Origin of the sequence: Enterococcus wangshanyuanii, from assembly GCF_002197645.1 — a bacterium.
GTDB lineage: Bacteria > Bacillota > Bacilli > Lactobacillales > Enterococcaceae > Enterococcus_L > Enterococcus_L wangshanyuanii.
This window is the reverse complement of the sequence record NZ_CP021874.1, coordinates 1,284,462-1,311,183: the sequence shown is the minus strand read 5'-3', so window position 1 is coordinate 1,311,183 and position 26,722 is coordinate 1,284,462. Positions and strand designations below refer to the sequence as shown.

The following is a 26,722-nucleotide window of genomic DNA, read 5'->3' as shown; positions in this document are numbered from 1 at the left end:
GCCTTTACACAAAATTTACAAACTTAACACAAGCTTTACATGTTATTAAACGCAAATTTATGTTGAAAAGATACACTTGATTTGTTATGGAAAATGTTTTGAAAAGCGCTGGATTGACTGACTAAAAAAAGAACTGAATATGAGCGGAAATATCATTTTTCCTATTTTTCAGTCAAGAAGGAATGAGCCTATTCAGCTTTTAGTCTATCTAGCTTTACAGGCTGGTCTTTCGGAAAAAAGATAAAAATGGAATGAGACAGAGAGCGTCTCAATCAATTTTTCCTATTTTTCAGTCAAGACCGAACGATCCTGTTCAGCTTTTAGTCTATCTAGCTTTACAGGCTGGTCTTTCGGAAAAAAGATAAAAATGGAATGAGACAAAAAGCGTCTCAATCAATTTTTTCTATTTTTCAGTCAAGACCGAACGACCCTGTTCAGCTTTTAGTTTATCTGGCTTCACGGGCTAACTCTTGATGAAAAGATGAAATAGATTATATCAGAGAGTGCGATAGTTGATATTTCTATGTTCCTATCAGAGTCGAATGAGTTCGTTATGCTTTTAAAATAAGGAGGAATTTTCTTGGAAGATGTGCAGAAAAAATTGTTAACTAAATCAAAACGTGCCAAGATGGAACAACGAGGAAAGTTCATTAGTTTCCTTTGTATCGCTTTGATTGTTTTAGTCGTATTATCGATCTTTTATTTCGTAGCAAGCAAAGGATTGGCAACCTTCTTTACAAATAAAATCGGTGTTTCAGACTTTCTATTTGGAAAGAATTGGAACCCTAGTGAGACAGGAACAGATGGAAAACCAATGGTTGGTGCCTTGCCAATGATCACAGGGTCATTTATTGTTACGTTTTTATCTGCAATCATTGCGACACCGTTTGCAATTGGAGCAGCGGTTTTCATGACAGAAATTTCTCCTAAAAAAGGTTCGAAAATTTTACAGCCTGTAATTGAATTATTAGTAGGGATTCCCTCAGTTGTTTATGGATTTATTGGGCTATCGGTAATCGTACCTTTTATTCGTTCACTTTTTGGCGGAACTGGTTTCGGGATTTTAGCCGGTACATTTGTCCTTTTTGTTATGATTTTACCAACAGTGACGACAATGACGGTCGATGCATTGAAATCAGTGCCGCGTCATTATCGTGAAGCTTCACTAGCTCTGGGTGCCACACGTTGGCAAACGATTTATAAAGTTGTGTTACGTGCTGCTGTGCCTGGGATTTTGACCGCTGTTGTTTTTGGGATGGCACGTGCATTTGGTGAAGCACTGGCAATTCAAATGGTCATCGGAAATGCAGCTATCATGCCATCAAGTTTAACGACACCAGCATCAACGTTGACAAGTATCTTAACAATGGGGATTGGAAATACGATCATGGGCACAGTGGAAAATAATGTCCTTTGGTCATTAGCATTGATCCTATTATTGATGTCATTGTTCTTCAATATTGTTATCCGAATCATAGGTAGGAAAGGAGCCTTGAAATAATGAATGCAAAAAAAGCAGATAAATTTGCAACAGGTGTCCTGTATTTTATTTCAGGCGTGATCGTTTTGATCTTGGCAGCGCTGCTCCTGTATATTTTAGTCCGAGGAATTCCTCATATCTCGTGGGATTTTCTGACAAAACCTTCTAAAGCCTATCAGGCTGGCGGTGGGATTGGTATCCAGCTTTTTAACTCTCTTTATTTATTGTTGATCACAATGTTGATCAGCTTTCCGATTTCTTTAGGCGCAGGCATCTATTTGTCTGAGTATGCTAAGAAAAACTGGGTAACAGATGTCATTCGTACATCTATTGAAATTTTAAGTTCATTACCTTCAGTTGTAGTTGGTTTATTCGGTTTCTTGATTTTTGTTGTGCAAATGGGGTATGGATTTTCAATTATTTCAGGTGCTTTAGCTCTAACATTCTTTAATTTACCCCTCTTAACTAGAAATGTTGAAGAATCGTTAAAAGCCGTGCACTATACACAGCGTGAGGCGGGGTTGTCTTTAGGACTATCGCGTTGGGAAACCGTCACTAAGGTGGTTGTTCCAGAGGCTTTACCTGGTATTTTGACTGGGGTGATCTTAAGCTCTGGTAGGATTTTTGGTGAAGCGGCAGCCTTGATCTATACAGCAGGTCAAAGTGCACCAGCACTTGATTTTACAAACTGGAACCCATTAAGTGTGTCTAGCCCAATCAGTATTTTCCGACAAGCTGAAACGTTAGCTGTTCATATTTGGAAAATCAATACAGAAGGAACAATGCCTGATGGTGCGGCTGTTTCTGCTGGAGCTTCTGCAGTCTTGATTTTAGTCGTACTATTATTCAACTTCGGAGCTCGTTTTATTGGAAACAGATTGTATAAGAAAATGACATCAGCCTAAGGTTAGGGGAATCAGAATGAAAGAATATAATTTGAATGAAACCAATATTATCAAGGTGCCGGAACCGGTTGCTTTACATACAGATGATCTACATGTCTGGTATGGGGATAATGAAGCGATCAAAGGTGTCGATTTAGCCTTTGAAAAAAATAAAATCACTGCACTTATTGGACCTTCCGGTTGTGGAAAATCAACCTACCTACGTTCGTTGAATCGAATGAATGACGGGATCGCTAATACAAGAGTAACAGGGAACATCATGTATAAAGGTGTGAATGTCAATACCAAAGAAGTGGATGTCTATGAAATGCGTAAACGAATCGGTATGGTCTTTCAACGACCAAATCCATTCAGTAAATCGATTTATGAAAACATCACATTTGCTTTAAAACAGCACGGTGAAAAAAATAAGAAAAAATTGGATGAAATTGTTGAAACTAGTTTAAAGCAAGCCGCCCTTTGGGATCAAGTCAAAGATAATCTTGATAAGAGTGCATTGGCATTATCCGGCGGACAACAACAGCGCTTATGCATTGCTAGAGCGATCGCGATGAAACCAGATATCTTATTGCTAGATGAGCCAGCAAGTGCTTTAGATCCGATTTCAACCGGTAAAGTTGAAGAAACCCTAGTTAATTTGAAAGATGATTATACGATTATTATCGTGACACATAATATGCAACAGGCTGCTCGTATCAGTGATTACACTGCCTTTTTCTATCTTGGTAAAGTGATCGAGTACGATGAAACCAGAAAAATCTTTACACGACCAAAAATTCAAGCCACAGAAGATTATGTTTCTGGACATTTTGGTTAGGAGGAACAAGATGACAAAAGAGATTATTTCATCAAAGGATCTACATCTATATTATGGTAAAAAAGAAGCGCTCAAAGGGATCGATCTAAGCATCAATCAGGGTGAAATCACTGCGATGATCGGACCTTCAGGTTGTGGAAAATCGACATATCTTCGTTCATTAAACCGGATGAATGACTTGATTCCAGGTGTGACGATCACTGGAAGTGTGGTTTATAAAGGAAAAGATATTTATGGACCTAAGACAGACACGGTTGATTTACGTAAAGAAATCGGGATGGTTTTTCAACAGCCGAATCCTTTCCCATTTTCAGTTTATGAGAATGTTATTTACGGTTTGCGCCTAAAAGGTGAAAAAGATAAGCAAGTACTGGATGAAGCAGTTGAAACCAGTTTAAAAGCCGCTGCAGTTTGGGATGATGTGAAAGATAAACTGCATAAAAGTGCGTTGTCTTTATCCGGTGGGCAACAACAACGGGTTTGTATCGCCCGCGTATTAGCAGTAGATCCGGAAATTATTTTATTGGATGAACCGACAAGTGCTCTTGATCCTGTTTCAAGTGGGAAGATCGAAAATATGCTTTTGACCTTAAAAGAAAAATATACAATGATCATGGTGACGCATAATATGTCACAAGCGTCTCGAATTTCGGATAAAACAGCTTTCTTTTTACAAGGAGAATTGATAGAATTTAATGACACAAAGAAAATATTCTTAAATCCAAAAGAACAACAAACAGAAGACTATATTTCTGGGAAATTTGGATAAAAAAAGGAGGAAAGCACATGTTGCGTAGTCAATTTGAAGAAGAATTATTAAACTTGCATAATCAGTTTTATGAAATGGGAATGATGGTAAGTAATGTTGTACATAAATCGGTACGTTCTTACATCAACCATGATAAAAAAATCGCTAATGAAGTCATTGATTATGATGTTGAAATCAATGACATGGAAGTCAAACTTGAAAAGAAAAGTTTTGAAATGATCGCGTTACAACAACCAGTAACTACAGACTTGAGAATGATCATCACGGTCATGAAAGCCAGCTCTGACCTTGAAAGAATGGCAGACCATGCGGTGTCTATTGCCAAGTCAACGATTCGTCTAAAAGGGGAAACGCGTATTCCTGAAATCGAAAAAGAAATCTCAGACATGTCCGATTATGTAAAAAAAATGGTCGATAATGTGTTGATCGCATACGTGAAAACAGATCAAAAAGATGCTCGAATGATTGCCAAAATGGATACTCGAGTAAATGAATATTTTGATAGTATCTACAGCCACTGTATTGAAGCAATGCAGTCTAATCCTGAAACAGTAGTCAGTGGAACGGACTATCTTCATGTAGCAACGTATTTAGAACGTATCGGTGATTACGTAACAAATATTTGTGAATGGATTGTTTATCTGGCGACTGGTAAGATCACCGAACTCAATAGCAATCACGACGAATGATTTATACCGATCAATAAAAAAATTTAGGTGAATACAAAGAAAAGCATCTCAACCATGATAGTTTGGTTGAGATGCTTTTTTTGTTAAAAAATAATATTGAACAAAATTTCAATAGTTATTTACATTTGTTCTATGGTCGTGTATGATACAACTATATTGGAAAGCGCTAACCATTATAATTTATTTTTTCGAGGTGAGATAATTTGAAAGAAACGAATGAAGTTGTTGGTAAACAAACTCAGTTGACCTTGACTGAACAAAGAAAACAATGGTTCAAAGAATTTATGAAACCGTTTTTGGTCGTTGTTGTCATTTACATCACGATGTATATGATCCGAAATAATTTTAAAGCAGCACAGCCGTTGCTAAAAAGTCAGTTAGGACTGACTACAACGGATTTAGGTTATATTGGTTTTGTCTTTTCTATCGTATATGGTTTTGGTAAATTTATCGTGGGCTATATCGTCGATGGAAAAAATACAAAGAAAATTTTATCTATATTGTTGCTATTATCATCGATCACCGTTTTATGTATGGGAATTCTTTTTACAATGAATAATGTCCCAATGGGCTGGATCGTTGTTTTGTGGTCATTGAACGGACTTTTCCAGTGCGTAGGTGGACCAAGTTGTGCTTCTGTCATCACACAATGGACGACTAGAAGCAATCGAGGTAGATACATTGGCTTATGGAATGCTTCACATAATATTGGTGGTGGTTTTGCAGGGATTTTTGCTGTGTGGTGTGCACAAACCTTTTTTAAAGGTCAGGTTGCAGGTATGTTTATCATCCCAGCATTAGTTGCAGCAGTTGTTGCGATCGTGACATTCTTTATCGGTAAGAACAGACCAGAAGATCTTGGCTGGAATTCAAGCGAAGAAATCTTTGGTGAACCAGTTGAGGAAGCGAATGTAGATGCTGAGAATTTAACGAAATGGCAAATTTTCAAGAAATATCTTTTAACGAATCCATATATTTGGGTACTTTGTGTAGCAAATGTATTTGTCTATATTGTTCGTATTGGTATCGATAATTGGGCACCATTGTACGTGACAGAGCATTTGAATTTTTCTCAGGAAGCTGCAGCTCAAACCATTTTCTACTTTGAAATGGGTGCTTTGATCGGGTGTCTTGGTTGGGGCTATATCTCAGATTTATTAAAAGGTAGACCTGCTTTAGTTGCAACGATCAGTACTATTTTGTTACCGATCGGAATCATTGCATATCAGGTTGGCACCACAGAATTAGTGATCAACGGAGCGTTGTTCATTTTAGGTATGATGATTTTTGGCCCACAGTTGTTGGTCAATCTTTCAATGTTAGGTTTTGTACCAAAAAAAGCAACAGTTGTATCTGGTGGATTGCTTGGTGCATTTGCTTACTTGTTTGGTGATTCGATGGCAAAAATTTTATTAGCTAAAATCTCAGATCCATCTAAAAACGGAGTGAACTTCTTTGGACATGTTCTGCATGGCTGGAATGATACATTTATCATTTTTTACATTTCGATCGTGATCATCGCAGTTCTTTTAGGGATCGTTGCATTTGCAGAAGAAAGAAAAAGAAAAAGAAAACAAGTAAGCGTATAAAGGTGGAATAGATGAATGAATGTACAAATCACAAATTTTAGAGATTTAGGCGGTATCAAAAATAAAAACGGGAAAAAAGTAAAACCAAGAAAATTATTGCGTTCGGGTCATTTGGTGAATTTAGACCAAGTAACACAAGACTTACTTGTTGATACGTTCAATTTGACAAGGATCATCGATTTCAGACGAGATTTTGAAATCAGTGAGTCGCCAGATACACCGATCGAAGATGTTGAGTATATCAATTTAGATTTATTAGGTAAAATGAACGCTAAAAGTTCGAGTTTGGCAGATTTTGCTCAATTGAAATCGATCACCGCTGTTGATCAGCACATGTTAGGTGTTTACGAAGATTTGATTTTAAATCCAGGAGCGCAAGAAGGCTTTACCGAATTTATGGATTATATTCTAGCGAATAAAACAGGGGCAACGATTTTCCATTGTTTCGCTGGTAAAGATCGAACCGGATATGCTTCTGCATTGCTATTATTACTTTTAGATGTAGAAAAAGAAGAAATCTACAAAGACTTTTTGATTACTAATACAGAAAGAAAGCAAGCAAATGATGAACTGATCCAACAATTTAGAGAACAAGGTTTTGACGAAGAACAGTTAGAATCTTTAGCAACAGCCTTGTATGTCAAAGCGGATTATTTGGATCATGCATTCAAGTTGATTGAGAAAAACTTCGGTACAGCTGAACAGTATGCTGCGGAATGTTTAAATATCGATCAGGAAAAATTAAATGAATTAAGAGCGATGTATTTGACAGATTAAGCAGGTATTTGTTTTCCCAGTTTGTTCTTGATATAATGAAACAAATAAAAAAGAACGGACAATGGGTATGGATAAAGAAAAACAAAAGCTAAGTATCGAAGTTGCAAGGCTTTACTATCAATCTTCGCTTAGTCAGCAGGAGATTGCAGAAAAATTAAATGTATCGCGTCCAACGATTTCAAGACTATTGAATTACGCGAAGGAAAAAGGCTATGTTCAGATTACGATTTTTGATCCTTTTTCAGATTTATTTGAGATCGAACAGAAACTAAAAGAGAAGTACCATCTATCTGACGTTCAGGTCGCATTCTCTCCAGATCCAGAATATAACTCTATTTCTGAATATCTGACTTCGTATGCTGCAGAGTATCTGGAAGGGATCATCAAAAGTGGAGATATTATTGGGATCAGTTGGGGAACAACGATGCATAAGACAGTATCTAAGATGAATCATTTAGATATCAAAGGTGTTGAGGTTGTCCAATTAAAAGGTGGTATCGCCTATTTTGATGTCAATAACTATGCATTTGAGACATTGACATTGTTTGCTGAAAAGCTGAATACTAAAGCAAAGACCTTCCCTTTACCAGTTATTTTAGATAGTAAGATCGCGAAAGATCTAGTTGTCGAAGATCGGCATATCAGTAAGGTCATTAGTTTAGGAAGACAGGCGAATATCGCTGTATTTACAGTTGGAACAGTTCAAAGTGAATCGCTTCATTTTCGCTTAGGCTATTTTACTGAATCGGAAGAAAAAGCGTTGAAGGAAAATGCTGTAGGAGATATTTGCTCTAGATTTTTTGATGAAAATGGAAAGATCAGTGATGAAGAGATCAATAGCCGAACGATTGGCATCGAACTTGAAGAGTTGAAGAAAAAGGAAAAATCGATTTTGATTGCCGGTGGTGATCGAAAAGTCAAAGCGATTCACGGGGCGTTAGTTGGAGGATATGCAAATGTCCTTTTGATCGATAAATTTACAGCAATGAAATTGTTGAATTATTAAGTAAGATAGGTGAGTAGAAGCAGCTTTTCTACTCTTTTATAAATTTTATGAATGAACGAAATTTCGTTATTATAGAACGGAATTTCTAATAAGGAGAAGACGATGAACGTAAACAAAATGATCGACCACACATTATTGAAACCTGAGGCAAATGAAGAAGCCTTACTGACTCTCATTGAAGAAGCAAAGAAATATGACTTTGCTTCTGTCTGTGTTAATCCATATTGGGTGGCGTTGGCAAGTAAAGAATTAACTGGAACATCTGTTGAGGTATGTACTGTGATTGGATTTCCATTGGGCGCGAATACGACTAGTGTCAAAGCTTTTGAAACAGATGATGCAATCAAAAACGGTGCGACAGAAATTGATATGGTGATCAATGTAGGCGCATTGAAATCCGGTGATGAAGAGACTGTGCTGAAAGATATTCAAGGTGTTGTTGAAGCTGCCAAAGGAAGAGCACTTGTCAAAGTCATCTTGGAAACCTGTCTTTTGACTGATAGAGAAATCGTTACAGCTTCAAACTTGGCAGTTCAAGCAGGTGCTGATTTTGTCAAGACTTCCACTGGTTTTTCAACAGGTGGAGCTACCGTAAAAGATATTGCTTTAATGCGTAAAACTGTGGGTCCTGATATCGGGGTCAAAGCTTCCGGCGGTGTCCGAACTGCTGAAGATACAAAAGCAATGATCCATGCAGGCGCATCAAGAATCGGAGCTAGCTCTAGTGTTGCAATCGTTGATGCAACAATCGAAAATACAACAGATGGTTACTAAAACAAGAAAATAAATAAGAAAGTGAGGCAGTTTAGCTATGAGAATGGTAGATATTATTGAAAAGAAAAGAAATGGCAAAGAGCTGAGCAAGCAAGAAATCGAATTTTTTGTTAACGGCTACACAAACGGTACGATTCCTGATTACCAGGCAAGTGCTTTTCTTATGGCAATCTATTTTCAGGATATGTCAGATGAAGAACGGGCCAATTTGACTTTGGCGATGGTCGCTTCAGGTGATGTGATCGATTTATCGAATATCGATGGAATCAAAGTCGATAAGCATTCTACAGGTGGCGTTGGCGATACAACGACCTTAGTACTAGCACCGTTAGTTGCGGCGTTAGATATTCCTTTTGCTAAAATGTCAGGTCGTGGTTTGGGACATACAGGCGGTACGATCGATAAATTAGAAGCCTTTTCTGGATTCCACGTAGAATTGACTGACCAAGAATTTATTGAAATGGTCAATCGTGATAAAATTTCTGTGATCGGGCAATCCGGAAATCTAACACCAGCAGACAAAAAATTATATGCTCTAAGAGATGTTACAGCAACTGTTAGTTCGATTCCTTTGATTGCCAGCTCAATTATGAGTAAAAAAATCGCTGCAGGTGCAGATGCCATTGTTTTGGATGTCAAGACGGGGGCAGGAGCTTTCATGAAGACCGAAGAAGAAGCAGCAGAACTTGCCTCAGCAATGGTTCGTATCGGCAATTTAGTTGGACGAAATACAATGGCAATCATTTCAGATATGTCTCAACCTTTAGGTAATGCGATCGGCAATTCACTAGAAGTTAAAGAAGCGATTGATACACTGGAAGGCAATGGTCCAGAGGATTTGACAGAATTAGTATTGACCTTAGGTAGTCAGATGGTCGTACTTGCCGGCAAAACGGATTCCTTAGTAGAAGCAAGAGAAATGCTGAAAGGAGTTATCGAAGACGGTTCAGCACTTACTAAATTCAAGCAATTCATTAAAAATCAGGGCGGAGATCCTAGTTGGATCGAAGATCCAGAGAAATTACCACAAGCAGAGTATGAATTTGAAGTTTTCGCTGATGAAGATGGGTTTGTTTCTGAAATCGTGGCAGATAATATCGGGGTTGCAGCAATGAAACTAGGAGCTGGACGAGAAACGAAAGAGGATGATATTGATTTAGCTGTTGGACTAGTTTTACGTAAAAAAGTAGGAGATCCAGTTAAACAAGGAGAATCTCTAGTTACGATTTTTGCCAATCAAAAAGATGTCACCGATGTTGAAAGGATGATCAAAGAAAATATCCGTATCGGTAATGATATTCCAGAAAGTAAATTGATTTATAGAGAGATCCATTCCTAGTCTATAGGAGATCAAATAAGACGCGCATGTTTATAAAAAGAAAGCCTGAATCAATGCAACGTTGATTCAGGTTTTCTTTTATGCTTATCGTTCAATTTCTACCTATAATATACTTATAAGTAAGGGACGTATAAATAATAGAAAGAAATCGTTGCACTTGAGGACTATCGAAAATTCATTCTTAAGTCCTATGACAAATAATTAAAAAGAAGGCATAATAGGTACATAAGGAAAACACCCTTGGGTGAAAAATTTGCTAAGGAGGCAATTTCCATGAAAGAAAGAGAAAGAGTATTAGACTTAGTTAAAAAAGGCATCCTGTCTTCTGAAGAAGCTTTAGTCTTATTAGAAAATATGGCAACTGAAAAAGATGAGAAACAAATCAAAAAAGCGGCCGATCAAGTAAACGTAACTGGTGCAACTGTTGACTCAAAAGAAAATGATAAAGTCGTAGATTTAGTAGATAAGTTAGAGCAAAATGCAGATGAGAGCATCGAACCTGAAGTTTCAGATGAAGATGTACAAGCAAAAGAAGCAGAAGATCGGGAACGATTAGAAAAAATTCTTGATGATCTTGCAACAGAAGCGAATCGAGCATCTGTAGAATTAGACGAAATCAATGCTGAAATCGCTGGTGTGAAAGAGGAAATCAAAGAAGCACAAGAAAAATTGATGGAATTGAACACCAAAGAAGAGCTTAGTGAATTAACAAATGAAGATTTAGAGTTAAGAACGTCATTAGAAACTGAAATCAAAGAGTTAGAAGATTCTTTAGACGAAAGAAACCAAGAAAAAATTAGATTAGAAGCAGAATTAAAAAATATTCGCAAAGAACAATGGTCAGAAACAAAAGATCGTGTCGCTTCTAAGTTTGATATTCCTGATGACTGGAAAGAACAAGCCACTGATACGATCAATCAGGTGGGTGAAAAAATGAGTGAAGCCGGTTCTCAATTAGGCTCATTCCTTAAAAAGACCTTTAATTCTTTTAGCGAAACGATGAATGACAATATGGAATGGAAAGACGTGAGTTTTAAAGTTCCAGGTGTTGCAACGACAAAATTTGATCATGAATTTAACTATCCATCACCACTTGCAAGTTTGATCGATGTCAAAGTAGCAAACGGAAATATTGTTTTCAAAACTTGGGATAAACCAGACGTTAAAGTAGAAGGGAAAATTAAATTATATGGCAAGATGGATGCAGAAACACCATTAGAAGCATTCCTAGAAAGAAGCCAAATCGATGTAGACGACGAAGTCATTTCCTTCCAGATCCCGAATAAACGTGTTCGTGCAGATTTAGTTTTCTATTTACCAGAACGCACCTTTGATCACGTATCAATTAAATTGCTGAACGGGAACGTTCTTGTTGAATCATTGAAAGCAAAAGATGTTTATGCAAAATCAACAAATGGCTCGATCACATTCAACGAAATTGATGCAACAATGCTTGAAATCGAAGGGGTAAACGGAGATATCAAGGTCTTAGATGGAGAAATCCTAGACAATATCATCGAAACAGTTAACGGAACAGTAACAATTGCTGCAACTCCGCAAACAGTGGCTGTATCATTGATCAATGGAGATGTGCGCATTACTGCAAAAGAAAATACATTACGAAAAGTTGAAGCAAGTTCTGTTAACGGAAACGTAAAAATTGCTTTACCAAAAGAACTTGGTATCGAAGGAACGGTCAAAACAAGCTTAGGCAGCATCAATAGCCGTTTAAGTGAATATGACGTTATCCGTGAGAAAAAGGAAAGAACCAATCAATTATTACAATTCAGACGCTTGAATGATGAAAATATGGCACAAATCAATGCTTCTACAACAACAGGAAATATTTATTTAAAAGATACAGATAAATAAATAGTAGAATCATTGACCAGTGTGAGTAATCGATAGATTTGGGTAATGGTTGAGATGATAGGGCAAAGGAACTTGGCTACTTTCTCGACCATTATTCAAATAAAAAGAAAAAAAGGGTGATTCTTCATCCATTCTATTGTAAAATCATAAAGATGAGAGGTGAAAAAAATGAAAAGACCATTGACGAAATCTTCTAATAACGTAGTATTAACAGGAAGTTTAGCGGGGATTGCAGAATGGATCGGTGTAGATCCAACGATCGTTCGTGTGATTTATGTGATTCTTGCAATATTCTCAGCAGGATTCCCCGGCTTTTTACTTTATATCGCATTAGCTGTCCTACTTCCTTCTGGAAGACGTAATAATCAAGGCGGATACGGACATCAAAACCCTTATAATCGTAATACTCGTAATCCAAATCCATATGCAAACGGACAAAAACCAAGAAAAAATGCTGAAAAAGTGGATGATGATGACTGGAGTGACTTCTAATGACATACTTTCAACGTTTAGTTGTTAATACGTTGACCTTTGTGTCACTCTCAGTGATGTTTCCTAACATGATTTTTGTAAGAAGTATTGGCATGGCAATCATTGCGGCCTTTGTACTTTCTGTTTTGAACATGCTGGTAAAACCAGTTCTAACGATTTTGTCATTGCCGTTTACACTGCTTACCTTTGGGTTATTCAGTTTTGTTGTAAACGCAGCGATGTTAAAAATGACCTCCTCTTTTGTAGGAGAAATGAACTTTGGTTTTTCAAGTTTTGGTGCAGCGATTTTAATGGCAGTGATCATGTCATTAGTCAATGCAATCGTTAGTGAACGCAACTTAGATAAATATAGTAAAAAAGGATAAAACTCAGACGACTTTCGTTTGGTTTTATCCTTTTTTTATGCAAATGGATCATTCAAATCAATTAATCGGCATTCGTTATGCTGATTGATATAGCTATATAAAATATTGATAAAATCGACTTGGTCTTTTGAAAATTGTTTGAAGTGTGGCGGTTTTGATTTAGGCAGTATTTTTTGAGCTAGTTCTGCCGCAGTATATTTATGAAACGTCTGTTTTGTATAAATCCGACTACTGATGACCAATCCTTGATAGATTAAATAATATTTTATTTTTGAATCATATGGTAGCCAAAGCAGCTGCCAGTCTGTTTGGCTGGCGAGGATCAGCTTTTTATTTTGGTTGAAAAAGCGAGTTAGAAATTGCCATTCTTCATGCATTTTTCCAGCACGTTCAAATGAGAAATTCTCAGAAGCTAATAGCATGTTTGTTTCCAGTCTCTTTTGTGGTTGTCGACCGTTCAAAGTAAAGGCTTCAAGCAGCTCTCTAATGATCACGTCTCTATCTAAAGTAATTGTTGACTGATCCGAAAAGGTTTGATGCCAATAATTATTTTTATTTAATCCGTATAGTTCTTCTAAAATTTGCTTCACTTGATCAAGCTTTCTATGGATAGAGAAAGGGCCAAAGCAATTTTTTTCTGTTGGAGCCGGTAAGATATTGAGTTGGATATCGTTATCTTCTATATTGATCTCAAAATATTTATACTTTTCGAATGTGTTCATCTGACGGTTATAAATGGGGCGATGAGTTTGGATCAGCTCGCATTCTAATAAGAGAGCATCAAGTTCAGTTGGAACATCGATCGTATAAAAGCTTGTCAATTGTTGGATCATCCGCAATGTTTTTTTAGAATGCTGTTTATTTTTGATAAAGTAACTGCTGACTCGTTCGCGTAATTTTTTTGCTTTGCCAACATAGATGATGTCTCCATGTTTATCCTGCATTAAATAAACACCAGGCGTAAGTGGCAATTCCTTTGCCTGATTCTTCAAAGTATCGTTCATACTGGCTCACATCCCATATTTTTTTGGCTGATGGATGGTATACAAGTTAAGTATACAAATTAATCGTTGATAGTCAATGAGCAGATCTAAGCTGCTTTATGGTGTAAAACAAATAGGGACAATCTTGCTTGTTAATGGCTAGTAACTTCCTGCTCGAAATGATAAAATGAAACGAGTAGAGAACAAGAAGGGATGACGAAGATGGAAGAAGTTGTAAAAATTCATCAACTGGTAGAAAAGCTTTCTTTAGAAGTCGTTTATGGCGATGAAGAAAGTTTAAATAGAGAGATCACAACAGGAGATATTTCACGTCCTGGTTTAGAATTGACTGGTTACTTTAATTATTATCCCCATAATCGCTTACAATTATTCGGCAGTAAAGAAATCACCTTTGCTGAGCGGATGATGCCGGAAGAACGCTTAATGGTCATGCGTCGTTTATGTGAGAAAGATACGCCGGCCTTCATTATTTCTAGAGGATTAGAAGCTCCGGAAGAAATGGTGCAGGCTGCGAAAGAAAAAGGGTTAGCTGTATTACGTTCACCGATCTCGACGTCACGATTATTGGGTGAAATTTCCAGTTATCTGGATGGTCGTTTAGCTGTGAGAAGCAGTATCCATGGTGTATTAGTCGATGTGTATGGTTTAGGTGTATTGATCCAAGGTGATAGCGGCATCGGCAAGAGCGAAACGGCATTAGAATTGATCAAACGTGGACATCGCTTGATCGCAGATGATCGGGTCGACGTCTATCAGCAGGATGAGCTGACAGTGATCGGTGAGCCGCCAAAAATACTGCAGCATCTAATCGAGATCCGCGGCATTGGGATCATTGATGTAATGAATTTATTCGGTGCCAGTGCTGTTCGTGGCTTTATGCAGGTTCAACTGGTTGTGTATCTAGAAGCGTGGGAGAAGGATAAAAAATATGATCGCTTAGGTTCAGATGATGCCATGATCGAGATTGCTAATGTGGATGTCCCACAGATTCGTATCCCTGTAAAAACAGGTCGAAATGTTGCGATCATCATTGAAGTAGCTGCGATGAATTTCCGTGCGAAAACAATGGGCTATGATGCGACGAAAGCATTTGAAGAACGATTGACACGTTTGATCGAAGAAAATTCAGGAAACGTTTAATGTACAAAAATATTCGAATCTTAAAAATAATTTAGTTTCAAGAGCTAATCTCTCGGGAAAAAGATAAAAAAGTGAGTGAGGCAAAGAACGCCTCAATCATTTTTTCCTATTTTCCATTCGAGGTATAAAGAGCTCTTTCAGCTTTTAATTCAATCTAGCTTCACAGGCCAGCTCTTCGGAAAAAAGATAAACTAAGTGTGTGTCAAAAAGCGCCACAAACTTATTTTCCTATTTTTCAGTCAGAGCTATACGAGCCTGTTCAGCTTTTAATTCAAGGAGGTAGCCAAATGTTAGGTCAGGTAAATCCAGTTGCATTCAATCTTTTTGGAATAGCAGTTTACTGGTATGCAATTATTATTGTATCAGGAATAGTACTAGCTGTTTGGCTAAGTAGTAGAGAAGCAGTTCGTGTCGGTTTAAAAGAAGATGATGTGATCGATTTTATGTTATGGGGCTTGCCGAGTGCGATCGTTGGTGCCCGTTTGTATTATGTCATTTTTCAGTGGCAGGATTATGTAGATAATCCGATAGAAATCATTTTGACTAGAAATGGTGGTTTAGCAATTTACGGCGGCTTGATCGGAGGAGGTTTGGCGTTATTCTTCTTTGCAAGACATCGGTTTATCTCAACTTGGACATTTTTGGATATCGCAGCACCTAGTGTGATTTTAGCTCAGGCTATCGGACGTTGGGGAAATTTCATGAATCATGAAGCATATGGTCCAGCAACAACACGCAGTTTTTTAGAGGGACTGCATTTGCCTAAATTTATCATCGACAATATGAATATTGACGGCACCTATCATCAGCCGACGTTCTTATACGAGTCTATTTGGAATGTTTTAGGTTTTATTGTTTTAGTTCTTTTGAGAAGAAAGAAAAATTTCTTGAAAGAAGGAGAGGTATTTTTAGGTTACATTATCTGGTATTCATTTGGCCGCTTCTTTATTGAAGGCATGCGGACAGATAGTCTATATGCATTTGGCAGTATCAGAGTTTCTCAATTAGTGTCACTTGTGCTGTTTTTCGGTGCGATCGGCTTAATGATTTTCCGTCGCAAAAAAGGAGCGATCAAGTTTTATGATCGGGAAAAAGGAACGATAAAAAAAGCAGAATAGAACTGCCTATTATGGCTGTGCTATGGTAAAATATAGATTGGGTATGAAAGTAATAAAAGTAGTAAATTTAGTAAGTAATTATAAATAAAGGCTGATGATATTTAGCTCAGCTTTTCTGTAAAGGAGATTTTCACCAATGAAACAAAAAGTTGCTGTCTTAGGTCCTGGTTCATGGGGAACAGCATTGGCACAAGTTTTAGCAGAGGATGGCCATGAGGTTCGCATTTGGGGCAATAATAAAGCACAAATTGATGAAATCAATATGCATCATACCAATCAACACTATCTTCCTGATCTGGTGATTCCAGAATCTATTCAAGGAACGTTATCATTGGAAGAGTGCATCGACAACGTAGATGCTGTTTTATTCGTGGTCCCAACTAAAGCAATTCGTTCTGTTGCACAGGAATTTACAGCGAAATGTAAAAATCAACCATTGATCATACATGCTAGTAAAGGCTTGGAGCAAGGCAGCCATAAACGGATTTCTGAGGTATTGATGGAAGAGATACCAGCTGAAAAGCGTCGTGGCGTGGTTGTTTTATCTGGACCAAGTCATGCAGAAGAAGTTGCTGTACACGATATTACAACAATTACTGCTGCATGTGAAGATTTAGACCAAGCTTGCTATGTTCAGCAATTATTTATGAATGATTATTTTAGAATTTATACAAATGATGATGTGATCGGTGTCGAAACAGGTGCAGCATTAAAAAATATCATTGCTTTAGGAGCAGGAGCTATTCATGGTCTAGGCTTTGGTGATAATGCCAAAGCTGCGATCATGACTCGTGGCTTGGCAGAAATCAGCCGTTTGGGTGTGGCAATGGGTGCTAATCCATTAACGTTTATCGGCTTGAGTGGTGTAGGTGATTTGATCGTGACATGTACAAGCGTCCACTCTCGTAACTGGCGAGCAGGAAATCTGCTTGGAAAAGGACATAGTTTAGAGGAAGTTCTTGAAAACATGGGCATGATCGTTGAAGGGGTTTCGACAACAAAAGCGGCTTATGAACTGGCACAACAATTAAACGTTGAAATGCCGATAACAGCGGCCATTTATAGTGTGCTGTATGAAGGCAAGGACGTGAAGCAAGCAGCAAAAGAGATCATGTTGCGTGATGGGAAAACAGAAAATGAGTTTTCTGTATAAAGTAGGAGGAAAGATAAAATGAAAGTAAGAAAAGCGGTTATCCCGGCAGCTGGGCTGGGTACAAGGTTTTTACCAGCGACCAAAGCTATGGCAAAAGAGATGCTGCCGATCGTTGATAAGCCGACGATTCAATTTATCGTAGAAGAAGCATTGGCTTCTGGTATCGAAGATATCTTGATCGTTACAGGTAAGGCAAAACGTCCGATCGAGGATCATTTTGATGCAAATTTTGAATTAGAGAGTAATCTTCGTGAGAAAAATAAAACAGAATTATTAAAATTAGTAGAAGAAACGACGGACGTCAACCTTCATTTTATTCGCCAATCTCATCCAAAAGGATTAGGTCATGCAGTATTACAGGCAAAGGCTTTTGTTGGAAATGAACCATTTGTTGTCATGTTGGGCGATGACATTATGGAAGATAAGATTCCTCTATCTAAGCAATTGATGAACGATTATGATTCAACTCATGCGTCAACGATAGCAGTGATGAAAGTACCTCATGAAGAAACATCAAAATACGGTATTATCAATCCAGAAGCAGAAGTTTCAAATGGCTTATATAATGTGAATAGTTTCGTTGAAAAACCGACACCAGAAGAAGCGCCGAGTGACTTAGCGATTATCGGACGTTACTTACTAACACCAGAAATTTTCCATGTGCTTGAAACGCAAGAGCCTGGTGCAGGTGGAGAAATTCAATTGACGGATGCAATCGATACGTTGAATAAAACACAACGTGTATTTGCACGTGAATTCACAGGAAAACGTTATGATGTAGGCGATAAATTTGGTTTTATGAAAACCAGTATTGAGTATGGCTTAATTCACCCAGAGGTAAAAGACAATCTTCGTAACTATATTATTGAGCTAGGTGAAGAGCTTTCGAAAGAGCAAGCATCAAAAAAGAAATAGCATAAATTAGTATTATGATGAAAGACAGGACAATTGTTCTGTCTTTTTTATTATTTTACGAAAAACTACAAAGGAAGATGGAGAGTTTCAGGTTAAATTGTTATAATTGAAAAAATAAAGTAACTGAATAATTTGAGAAAAAAGCTAGTTGATGTTATTCTAAAAGTGTATAACAATTGTGGAGAGGAGCAGAAATATGACAGGTGGAGAGGTAGCAGCAGTTATTGCAGCAGTAGCATTTGCTGTATTAGTCGTTTTCATTATTTTAGTATTGATCAAAATTGGCAAAACTGTAGAAAAGGTTTCAACAACAGTTGATGAAGCAAATAAAACAATCGAAATCGTGACGAAAGATGTGGATATTTTATCTAGACAAGTAGAGGGACTTTTAGTAAAAAGTAACGAATTGATCGAAGATGTCAACAAGAAAGTGGCAACGATCGATCCATTATTTGCAGCAGTAGCGGAGTTGAGTGAAAGTGTGTCTGATTTGAATTACTCAAGTAGAAATTTACTAGGTAAAGTAGGCTCCGTGGGAAAAACAACGGCGAAAGCTGGTGTAGTAAGTAAAGTAGGTGGGGCGGCATTTAAAGCTTTTCGCCCGAAAAAGAAAACAAAAATTGAACCAACAAAATAAAAAAATAATGGAGGAATAACGATGGCAAAAAAAGGTGGATTTTTCTTAGGAGCAATCATCGGTGGAACTGCAGCAGCAGTGGCAGCACTATTATTAGCACCAAAATCTGGAAAAGAATTACGTGAGGATTTAGCAAACCAAGCGGATGACTTAAAAGACAAAGCAACAGACTACACAGACTATGCCGCTCAAAAAGGAGCTGAGCTTTCTTCGATTGCAAAAGAAAAAGCAAGTGCTTTAGGAGAACAAGCAGGTGATTTAGCTGGCAATGTCAAAGATAAAACAAAAGACTCTTTTGGTAAAGCACAAGGAGTATCAGATAACGTCTTGGAATCATTCAAAAAACAAACTGGAGAGCTATCTGATCGTTTTAAAAAGACTGCACAAGACGTGAATGATTCAGTAGATGAATTAGGTGATATCGCTGAAGATGCTTCAGATGATATTTTTATCGATGTGAAAGAATCAGCGAAAAAAGCAAAAGAGACTGTGTCAGAAGGGGTATCTGAAGCGAAAGAAGTAACAAAAGATGTTCCTGAAAAAGTAGAGGAAGCAAAACAAGATACGAAAAAAATTGCGAAAGAAACTGCTGAAAATATTAAATCATAATAAAAAAGCCGAGACTCCTTGAAGAGTTTCGGCTTTTTTTCGTATTAATCGATGATTTGTAGTTCTTTTGTGGTTTTTGTAAAGGCTTCACAGCCTGTTTTAGTCACATGAAGACAATCTTCGATCCGTACGCCGACTTTGCCTGGGATGTAAATACCGGGTTCAATAGAGAAACACATACCTTCTTCTATCACTAAGTCATTACCGGTAACCAGAGAAGGATATTCGTGAACAGTCGTTCCGATTCCATGACCTAGACGGTGATTAAAATATTCTCCATAACCATAACCGCTGATCACACCCCGAGCGACATCATCTAATTCACCAGCTGTCACACCAGGTTTTACAGCATCCATAGCTTTTAACTGCGCTTCTAAAACAATGGAATAAATTTCTTTTTGGAAATCTGTTGGTTCTTTATAAGCGACAGTTCTAGTTACGTCACTACAATAGCCATTATAGACAACACCTAAATCAAACAAAACAAGATCCTGTTTGGCAACAGCTGTATTTCCAGGGTTTCCATGTGGACTTGCAGCATTTTTTCCAGTTAAGACTAGCGTATCAAAACTCATAGAACGGATACCCTGACGTTTCAATTGATATTCAATTTCAGCAAGGATCTCCTGTTCTTTAGCTCCTTCAGCAATCGCTTTAAATCCAATTTCTAATGCCACATCGGCCCAATTTCCGGCTTCCATCAGTTTGTTCACTTCAGTAGGTGTTTTTAAAAGCTGTAGTTTTTCAATGACAGGAGTGACACTGATTGAAAAATCACTTGAAGGAAATGCTTGGTTCAAGCGTTCGAAGCGAGAAACACTCAACGCTTCTTTTTCTGTAGCTATTTTACGTGGATTGCCATTTTTCTTGATCAGCTGAGTGATTTTTTCCCATGGATCTTCACTATCTAAGTAACCATAGACGGGTTCACTCCAAGAACTATTTTCAGCATCCTCAACTTCTAATGCTGGGGTGAATAAGAATGATCCGCTGTTCAATGAAATAAACAAAGCTAAAACTCTTTCGTGAGGATCACTGTGATAGCCGGAAAAATACGCAATGTGACCAGGATCACTGATATAGGTCAGATCGATTTGTTCTATTTCCATCCATTTTTTTAAGTCATTGATTTTTTCTTGATTCATAACTCTCCTTCTTTCTGCAAAACTGATGATAAGAAAATTGTATCTTTATCATACCACGAAAACACGTAAAGCGCTTTTTGAAATATATAGTAAATTTTCATGAAAATGAGATTAAAACGGTTGCAAAAACAAAAAAAGTCTGCTATTCTTAGTGAGAAATGTAAACAGCGTTTTCAGAAAATAGAAAAATTATAATTATTTAGGAGAATAATCATGGAAAAACAAACAATTACGATTTATGATGTTGCTCGTGAAGCAAATGTATCTATGGCAACCGTATCGCGTGTAGTGAATGGTAACCCTAATGTGAAGCCAGCTACTCGGAAAAAAGTCTTGGAAGTTATCGACCGTTTAGACTATCGTCCTAATGCAGTTGCTCGTGGTTTAGCAAGTAAAAAGACAACAACTGTTGGCGTGATCATTCCGGATGTGAGCAATATCTTTTTTGCTTCATTAGCACGAGGAATCGATGACGTAGCGACGATGTACAAGTACAATATTATTTTAGCAAATTCTGACGGCAACGATCAAAAAGAAGTCAATGTATTGAATAATCTTTTAGCAAAACAAGTCGATGGAATCATTTTTATGGGACATCATATCACAGATGAGATTCGTGGAGAGTTTTCACGCTCTAAAACACCTGTTGTTTTGGCAGGTTCAATCGATCCTGATGAACAAGTTGGTAGTGTGAATATCGATTATGCAGAAGCAACGAAAGATGCAACAACGATGCTGGCAAAAAATGGCAACAAAAAAATCGCATTTGTCAGTGGTGCGCTGATCGATCCAATTAATGGACAAAACCGCATGAAAGGCTACAAACAAGCATTAGCAGATAATGGGTTAACGTACAGTGAAGGGCTTATTTTTGAATCTGAATATAAATTCAAAGACGGAATCGCCTTAGCTGAACGTGTTCGTAATAGTGGGGCAACTGCTGCTTATGTGACTGATGATGAATTAGCGATCGGTTTATTAGATGGTATGATCGATGCTGGGATCAAAGTACCAGAAGATTTTGAAATCGTCACAAGCAACAACTCATTACTGACAGAAGTATCTCGTCCACGTCTTTCAAGCGTGACACAACCGTTATATGATATCGGTGCTGTTTCTATGCGTTTATTGACAAAATTAATGAATAAAGAAGAAATCGAAGATAAAACTGTTATCTTACCTTATGGTATGGATCAAAAAGGATCGACAAAATAATCGAATTTATTTGATAAAAATACCGACAACTGAGCACTCAGTTGTCGGTATTTTTTAATTATTCTCTTTTTTGTCATCCTCTTTTTTATCGTCTTCTTTTTTCTCAGAAGAAGAAGGCGTTGTGTTATTCGAATTCGATGATGACGGTGTTGTTGTTCTAGAATTATTAGAACCCGATGTAGCATAACGGCCCCAGTAAGCACTATAATTAGCATCTGATCCACCGTAACCAAATTTATATTGGCTCTTCGGCGCACCGTCTTTGGCATAAAGTGATTCTGTATTTGGACCAGGAGCCGTGTAAGTACCACCATTATAAGTGAATGTTCCAGGCTTTTCACCAGTAAAACTAGAGACGGTCGATTTAATGACATCATCTGAAAGGGTGAATTTTTGCCCTACTCCGAATAAATCTGGTCTAACAGAATAGACAGCATTGATTAGGTTAGCAAGATAGTTACTATTTTGATCACCGCTATTTGGGCTCATTGCAGTAGGAATATCATAGCCCGTCCAAGAACCTAATGTGATTGTCGGTGTAGAAACAACCAGCCAAGAGTCTTTGTAATAATCTGTCGTTCCTGTTTTACCGATCCAGTCTACATTCGCTAAATCAGGATTTAGTCCAGAAACAGTAGGTTTAAATGGCGTGGTTATCTTTGAATCCAGAACAGAGCGCATCATATCATTCATAATAGAAGCAGTTGCTTGAGAGTATACCTGCACAGGTTCATTTTTATGTTCATAGATGACTTTACCACTGTTGTCTGTGATTTTATCGATCATGTAGCCTTTTTGGTACTGTCCTTTATTTGCTAAGGTTTGGAATCCGTTTGTTTGAGTAAGTACGGTTGCTTCCACAGCTCCTAATGGTGCGGACTCATAAGCCCAAGCGTCAGATGCGGGATAATTCATTTTGCTTAAATACTGATTATAAGAAAAATTATCATCACCCATTTGTTGTTTCATCGCTTCATTTAAGTGATACACTGGAATGTTGTATGACCATTCCAATGAATAGCGAACAGTATCAAAAGTATTTGTACCGGAATTTGTAGCATTCGTCAATTCCCGACCATCTCTGTAAGAAGTGGGATAGTTGGCTAAACGGCTCTCAGAACCGATCATTCCCTGATCGATTGCCGGACCGTAAACGGAAATCGGCTTGATGGTCGAACCAACTTGTCGAACAGTATCTAGCGCGTGATTACTTTGGCTGACATTATAATCACGTCCCGCTACAAAACCTATGATTTTACCAGTTTGGTTATCCATCAGTACATTTCCTGTTTCAACAAGACCCGCGCCGTAACCATCATCAAGCATATATCCATAGGCAGCAACTGCATTTTGCATCGTGTCATAAACGGTTTGATCAATCGTAGATTGAATCGTATACCCACGATTTTGGATTTCTCTGCGGGCCTGTTCTTCATATTGTGAAAGTCCCAACTCATCTAACTCTTCTTTTTTGACACCCGCTTTTTCGATGTTGATATCCATGATTGCTTCAACGGCTTTGTCTAAAACAGCATAATATAAGTAGCCTTCAGTATTTTGGTTGGCTGCTTGCTGTGGTTGGAAATCTTGTTTTAGATCATAGCTTTTAGCTGCATCGTATTCTTCTTTAGTGATCGCTTTTTCTCGATACATACTGAACAGTACAAAATCTTTTCGTTTCATACCATATGAAAGGTTTTCATCATCCTTCAGCTCGCCTGTATTTGTATATGGCGTATAGATGATCGGACTTTGCGGAAGACCGGCAATAAAGGCCGCTTGGGCTAAGGTTAGATCATTTGCACTTTTTCCAAAAAGACCTTTCGCTGCTTCTTCGACACCTGCGATGTTTTCACCTTTATTATTACGCCCGAAAGGAGAAACGTTCAAATAAGTTGTGACGATTTCATCTTTTGAAAAATAGTTTTCAATACGATACGCTAACAGGATTTCATTTGCTTTTCGCTTGAAGGTTGTTTCGTCTGTTAAAATCTGTTGCTTGACTAGTTGCTGTGTTAAAGTCGAACCGCCGGAAGAACCGCCGATCCCTGTGGCGTCAGATACAAGGGCACGAATCACGGCCTTTGGTACGACTCCTTTGTGTTCTTCAAAATATTCATCCTCGGTAGAGATGATCGCTTTTTTTAATAGAGGAGAAATATGTTCACTATCCACCCTAGTTCGCACCAAATCAGATTTGATCATGGCAATATTTGTGCCATCAGCATACGTCATTTTAGAAACTTCAGTGATATCACTGATCTCAGTTTGAAGCTCTTCTTTGGTTGGTGGTTCAGTGTCTTCTACAAGAAAGGCAAAATAGCCCATACCGATCCCTAAACCTAATGCACCGCCTAACAACAGCATGACAACTAAAAAGACAAACAAGGACTGCAAAACACGAATAACCACGTTAAAGCCCATAATGATCTTTTTCTTTTCAGGTATCTTATAAGAATGTCGTTCCGTTTGATTGGAATTATTCTGATTATCCAAAAGCTTCACCTCAATAAAATGTTACATTCCGTGATATTATAGCAAAAAAACTCTATAATGAACAGTTGTTCAAATGTTTCTATAATTTTAAATATAAAAACTTAATAGTAAGCATCGTAAAAGTTTTACACATAGTTCAAAAAAAGAATAAAATGGACGAGTAGTATTCGTCCATTTTGGCATCAAGATTGTGTATTCTCACCGACACGAAACAAAACGATTTCTTTGATCAAGTCCATCGGTAAAGGCGAATCTAAAGGAAACTGAATTGCTCCTTTACTTGTCTTATACACTGATAATTCTTCTTTAAATGCTGTAATTGCAGAAGGTGCAGGATAAAATCCTATGTGATTTTTAGCATTAGCAAAGTGAACTAAATTTCCATTTAAATAGAAGGTAGGCATGCCATAGGCCATTTTTTCCGTTGCTTGGGGAACTAGCTCCTTGATTTGGTTATATAATTGTTGTAACTTTTCTTGACGTTCTGGTGGGCATTCAGAGATATAGGTTTCAATGACGGTCATCGTTATTTCCTACTTTCTAATTTGTTTCTTTTAGTATATCACGTAACAATCAGTTATCGTTTGTTTTTGGTTGTAAAAGCTTTACACATTTATGTTACACTAGCAATAACTATTTAATTAAATAAAAGGATGAGAGCATGGCAAAATCGGTCACTGAAAAATTGAAATTAATGACATACCCAACAAAAGCAATCGTCGATCGTCCCGATGAAAGTTATCTGACTGAATTAAAGGACGCACAGCTGGATTTTCCTACTAAGCCTGTAGATTTTTTGTTTGTATTTGTGAAGACGATGGAAGAGTTTAAGAAAGTTGTACATGTAACGATAGAAAAAGAACTGCTGAATAAAGAGGGCGTCCTTTTTGTTGCCTATCCAAAAAAAGGGAATAAAAGATATTCAACCTTTGTTCATCGGGATGAAATTTTTCCAGCTTTAGACGTAGACGATAGTGACGGGTACGTAGGGAAAAGTACATTGAAATTTAATCGGATGGTCAGCTTAGATGAAGTGTTTACAGTAACTGGTTTGAAAAATACTGAAAGAAAAGCACCTAATTCAAAGGCTACTAGTGCGAGGGTGGAGGATTATGTTCAATTTATCCCTCAAGTCGAAAAACTTTTAGAAAAACAGTCAAAAGCGAAAGTACTATTCGATGGTTTGACGCCAGGATACAAAAGAGATTGGGCAAGATATATTTTTAGTGCAAAACAGCAAACAACACAGGATAAGAGAAAAGCAGAAATGATCGATATTTTGGAAAAAGGGTTTAAATCAAAAGAGTTGTATCGTCAATCTTTATCAAAATAAAAAATGGAGAGAAGTTATGGAGCAAATAGAAGAATATGTTGAAGAGGTAGATGAGAAGTGGCAAGCTGCATATAAAATGTTGGCTCAAACTATTGCTGAAAATATACCTGAGGGTTTTGTCTTACAGATGCAGTATGGCATGCCAACTTATGTGGTACCGCTAAGTATTTTTCCAGAAGGCTATTTGAATCGTAACGATGAACCATTGCCGTTTATTAGTCTGGGCGCTCAGAAAAAGCATCTTGCACTTTATCATATGGGAATCATGGGAAATAAAGAGTTACTACAATGGTTTCAAGAAGAATATAAACAAACAGTTCCAACTAAATTGAATATGGGAAAGAGCTGTATTCGATTTACAAATACGAAGACGATTCCTTATGCGTTGATCGGAGAATTGGTGAGTAAAATCTCGATGGATGAATGGATTGCCAGCTATAGTCGATATAAAACGAAAAAAGGACAGTGATCAAGAAGCAAAAAGATTGTCTTTTATCAGTGATTCACGTACTCTTTTAGAGGATGGGTGTACTGTGGAACACAGTGAAAGAGATGAACTGATATAGGTCAATACGAGACATTCGTAGTGGATCATTTGCTGAGAATCACAGCGAAAGATGTTGAGCTGATGATGAACAGTACAAGACTTTCAAAGAAAGTGTTGATCATTTATATTATCTAGCTGCACAGCTCAGCCTTTCTGGAAAAAGATAAAAATGAATTGTGACAAAAAGCGCCACATTTCATTTTTCCTATTTTCCGGTCAAGGCTAAGTGACCTGTTCCGCTTTTGCTGAGAATCACAGCGAAAGAAATTGAGCTGATGATGAACAGTACAAGACTTTCGCAAGAAAGTGTTGAACATTTGTTTTATCCAGCTGTATGAGCCAGTCTCTCGAGAAAAAGATAAAACCTGAATGAGGCAAAAAGCACCTCAGTCATGTTTTCCTATTTTCTAGTCGAGACTAAACAGGCTCATTCCGCTTTTGCTGAGAATCACAACGAAAGAAATTGAGTTGATGATGAACAGTACAAGACTTTCGAAGAAAGTGTTGATCATTTATGTTATCCAGCTGCACAAATC

At 37.5% G+C, this 26,722-nt stretch carries 26 protein-coding genes; 22 read left to right on the top strand and 4 right to left on the bottom strand.

What is annotated here, in order from left to right:
- The first annotated feature begins 580 nt into the window (after window positions 1–580).
- The 13 genes from pstC (at window position 581) to CC204_RS06200 (ending at window position 12,874) form a co-directional block, all read left to right on the top strand.
- Window positions 581–1,501, top strand: a complete 921-nt coding sequence (gene pstC / locus CC204_RS06260) for a phosphate ABC transporter permease subunit PstC (protein ID WP_088269393.1) — start codon at window positions 581–583, stop codon at window positions 1,499–1,501.
- A complete protein-coding gene (gene pstA, locus CC204_RS06255) occupies window positions 1,501–2,385 on the top strand; it encodes a phosphate ABC transporter permease PstA (protein ID WP_087641289.1) in 885 nt (294 codons plus the stop codon). Before pstC ends, pstA begins: the two co-directional genes overlap by 1 nt.
- A gap of 16 nt (window positions 2,386–2,401) precedes the next feature.
- Window positions 2,402–3,202, top strand: a complete 801-nt coding sequence (gene pstB, locus CC204_RS06250) for a phosphate ABC transporter ATP-binding protein PstB (protein WP_087641290.1) — start codon at window positions 2,402–2,404, stop codon at window positions 3,200–3,202.
- 10 nt (window positions 3,203–3,212) lie between these two features.
- Window positions 3,213–3,971 (top strand): phosphate ABC transporter ATP-binding protein PstB, encoded by a 759-nt coding sequence (pstB, locus tag CC204_RS06245; RefSeq protein ID WP_069661845.1) that lies wholly within the window; start codon window positions 3,213–3,215, stop codon window positions 3,969–3,971.
- A 17-nt stretch (window positions 3,972–3,988) separates the two neighbouring features.
- Window positions 3,989–4,660, top strand: a complete 672-nt coding sequence (phoU, locus tag CC204_RS06240; RefSeq protein ID WP_087641291.1) for a phosphate signaling complex protein PhoU — start codon at window positions 3,989–3,991, stop codon at window positions 4,658–4,660.
- A 203-nt stretch (window positions 4,661–4,863) separates the two neighbouring features.
- Window positions 4,864–6,249 (top strand): hexose-6-phosphate:phosphate antiporter, encoded by a 1,386-nt coding sequence (gene uhpT / locus CC204_RS06235; protein WP_088269392.1) that lies wholly within the window; start codon window positions 4,864–4,866, stop codon window positions 6,247–6,249.
- 15 nt (window positions 6,250–6,264) lie between these two features.
- On the top strand, window positions 6,265–7,026 hold the full coding sequence (locus CC204_RS06230) for a tyrosine-protein phosphatase (RefSeq protein ID WP_088269391.1): 762 nt from the start codon (window positions 6,265–6,267) through the stop codon (window positions 7,024–7,026).
- 67 nt (window positions 7,027–7,093) lie between these two features.
- Window positions 7,094–8,032 (top strand): sugar-binding transcriptional regulator, encoded by a 939-nt coding sequence (locus CC204_RS06225; protein ID WP_088271673.1) that lies wholly within the window; start codon window positions 7,094–7,096, stop codon window positions 8,030–8,032.
- Window positions 8,033–8,134: 102 nt separating this feature from the next.
- Window positions 8,135–8,806, top strand: a complete 672-nt coding sequence (deoC, locus tag CC204_RS06220) for a deoxyribose-phosphate aldolase (protein ID WP_088269390.1) — start codon at window positions 8,135–8,137, stop codon at window positions 8,804–8,806.
- A 37-nt stretch (window positions 8,807–8,843) separates the two neighbouring features.
- Window positions 8,844–10,145 (top strand): pyrimidine-nucleoside phosphorylase, encoded by a 1,302-nt coding sequence (locus CC204_RS06215; RefSeq protein ID WP_088269389.1) that lies wholly within the window; start codon window positions 8,844–8,846, stop codon window positions 10,143–10,145.
- Between the two features lie 273 nt (window positions 10,146–10,418).
- A complete protein-coding gene (gene liaX / locus CC204_RS06210) occupies window positions 10,419–12,017 on the top strand; it encodes a daptomycin-sensing surface protein LiaX (protein ID WP_088269388.1) in 1,599 nt (532 codons plus the stop codon).
- Between the two features lie 168 nt (window positions 12,018–12,185).
- Window positions 12,186–12,509 (top strand): PspC domain-containing protein, encoded by a 324-nt coding sequence (locus CC204_RS06205; RefSeq protein WP_087641297.1) that lies wholly within the window; start codon window positions 12,186–12,188, stop codon window positions 12,507–12,509.
- Window positions 12,509–12,874: a phage holin family protein gene (locus tag CC204_RS06200; protein ID WP_088269387.1), complete on the top strand. Its 366-nt coding sequence runs from the start codon at window positions 12,509–12,511 to the stop codon at window positions 12,872–12,874. The genes CC204_RS06205 and CC204_RS06200 overlap by 1 nt, the downstream gene beginning before the upstream one ends.
- Before the next feature lie 35 nt (window positions 12,875–12,909).
- On the opposite strand, the gene CC204_RS06195 is transcribed toward CC204_RS06200, so the two are convergent.
- Complete coding sequence (locus CC204_RS06195) at window positions 12,910–13,878, bottom strand: GIY-YIG nuclease family protein (protein WP_088269386.1); 969 nt, start codon at window positions 13,876–13,878, stop codon at window positions 12,910–12,912.
- A 201-nt stretch (window positions 13,879–14,079) separates the two neighbouring features.
- Between CC204_RS06195 and hprK the strand changes: the two genes are divergently transcribed.
- The 6 genes from hprK to CC204_RS06165 all read left to right on the top strand — a co-directional run bounded on the left by hprK (window position 14,080) and on the right by CC204_RS06165 (window position 19,450).
- On the top strand, window positions 14,080–15,018 hold the full coding sequence (gene hprK, locus CC204_RS06190; protein ID WP_088269385.1) for an HPr(Ser) kinase/phosphatase: 939 nt from the start codon (window positions 14,080–14,082) through the stop codon (window positions 15,016–15,018).
- Between the two features lie 287 nt (window positions 15,019–15,305).
- Window positions 15,306–16,136, top strand: a complete 831-nt coding sequence (gene lgt, locus CC204_RS06185) for a prolipoprotein diacylglyceryl transferase (protein ID WP_088269384.1) — start codon at window positions 15,306–15,308, stop codon at window positions 16,134–16,136.
- 136 nt (window positions 16,137–16,272) lie between these two features.
- The gene (locus CC204_RS06180; protein ID WP_088269383.1) at window positions 16,273–17,289 is read left to right on the top strand and encodes an NAD(P)H-dependent glycerol-3-phosphate dehydrogenase; all 1,017 of its coding nucleotides are present in this window, start codon (window positions 16,273–16,275) and stop codon (window positions 17,287–17,289) included.
- An 18-nt stretch (window positions 17,290–17,307) separates the two neighbouring features.
- Window positions 17,308–18,204 (top strand): UTP--glucose-1-phosphate uridylyltransferase GalU, encoded by an 897-nt coding sequence (gene galU, locus CC204_RS06175; RefSeq protein WP_088269382.1) that lies wholly within the window; start codon window positions 17,308–17,310, stop codon window positions 18,202–18,204.
- A 196-nt stretch (window positions 18,205–18,400) separates the two neighbouring features.
- Window positions 18,401–18,841: a DUF948 domain-containing protein gene (locus CC204_RS06170; RefSeq protein WP_087641304.1), complete on the top strand. Its 441-nt coding sequence runs from the start codon at window positions 18,401–18,403 to the stop codon at window positions 18,839–18,841.
- A gap of 21 nt (window positions 18,842–18,862) precedes the next feature.
- Window positions 18,863–19,450, top strand: a complete 588-nt coding sequence (locus tag CC204_RS06165) for a YtxH domain-containing protein (protein WP_088269381.1) — start codon at window positions 18,863–18,865, stop codon at window positions 19,448–19,450.
- Between the two features lie 44 nt (window positions 19,451–19,494).
- Here CC204_RS06165 and CC204_RS06160 read toward each other — a convergent pair whose 3' ends face one another.
- A complete protein-coding gene (locus CC204_RS06160) occupies window positions 19,495–20,595 on the bottom strand; it encodes an aminopeptidase P family protein (RefSeq protein ID WP_088269380.1) in 1,101 nt (366 codons plus the stop codon).
- A 213-nt stretch (window positions 20,596–20,808) separates the two neighbouring features.
- Here CC204_RS06160 and ccpA point away from each other — a divergent pair, with 213 nt between their 5' ends.
- Complete coding sequence (gene ccpA, locus CC204_RS06155) at window positions 20,809–21,810, top strand: catabolite control protein A (RefSeq protein WP_088269379.1); 1,002 nt, start codon at window positions 20,809–20,811, stop codon at window positions 21,808–21,810.
- A gap of 54 nt (window positions 21,811–21,864) precedes the next feature.
- On the opposite strand, the gene CC204_RS06150 is transcribed toward ccpA, so the two are convergent.
- Both CC204_RS06150 and CC204_RS06145 read right to left on the bottom strand, forming a co-directional pair.
- The gene (locus CC204_RS06150) at window positions 21,865–24,306 is read right to left on the bottom strand and encodes a transglycosylase domain-containing protein (RefSeq protein ID WP_088269378.1); all 2,442 of its coding nucleotides are present in this window, start codon (window positions 24,304–24,306) and stop codon (window positions 21,865–21,867) included.
- Window positions 24,307–24,488: 182 nt separating this feature from the next.
- The gene (locus tag CC204_RS06145; RefSeq protein WP_088269377.1) at window positions 24,489–24,830 is read right to left on the bottom strand and encodes an iron chaperone; all 342 of its coding nucleotides are present in this window, start codon (window positions 24,828–24,830) and stop codon (window positions 24,489–24,491) included.
- A gap of 137 nt (window positions 24,831–24,967) precedes the next feature.
- On the opposite strand from CC204_RS06145, the gene CC204_RS06140 reads away from it, so the two are divergent.
- Together CC204_RS06140 and CC204_RS06135 are read left to right on the top strand one after the other, a co-directional pair.
- Window positions 24,968–25,639, top strand: a complete 672-nt coding sequence (locus CC204_RS06140) for a YdeI/OmpD-associated family protein (protein ID WP_088269376.1) — start codon at window positions 24,968–24,970, stop codon at window positions 25,637–25,639.
- Between the two features lie 16 nt (window positions 25,640–25,655).
- A complete protein-coding gene (locus tag CC204_RS06135) occupies window positions 25,656–26,108 on the top strand; it encodes a DUF1801 domain-containing protein (RefSeq protein WP_088269375.1) in 453 nt (150 codons plus the stop codon).
- Window positions 26,109–26,722: the final 614 nt, after the last annotated feature.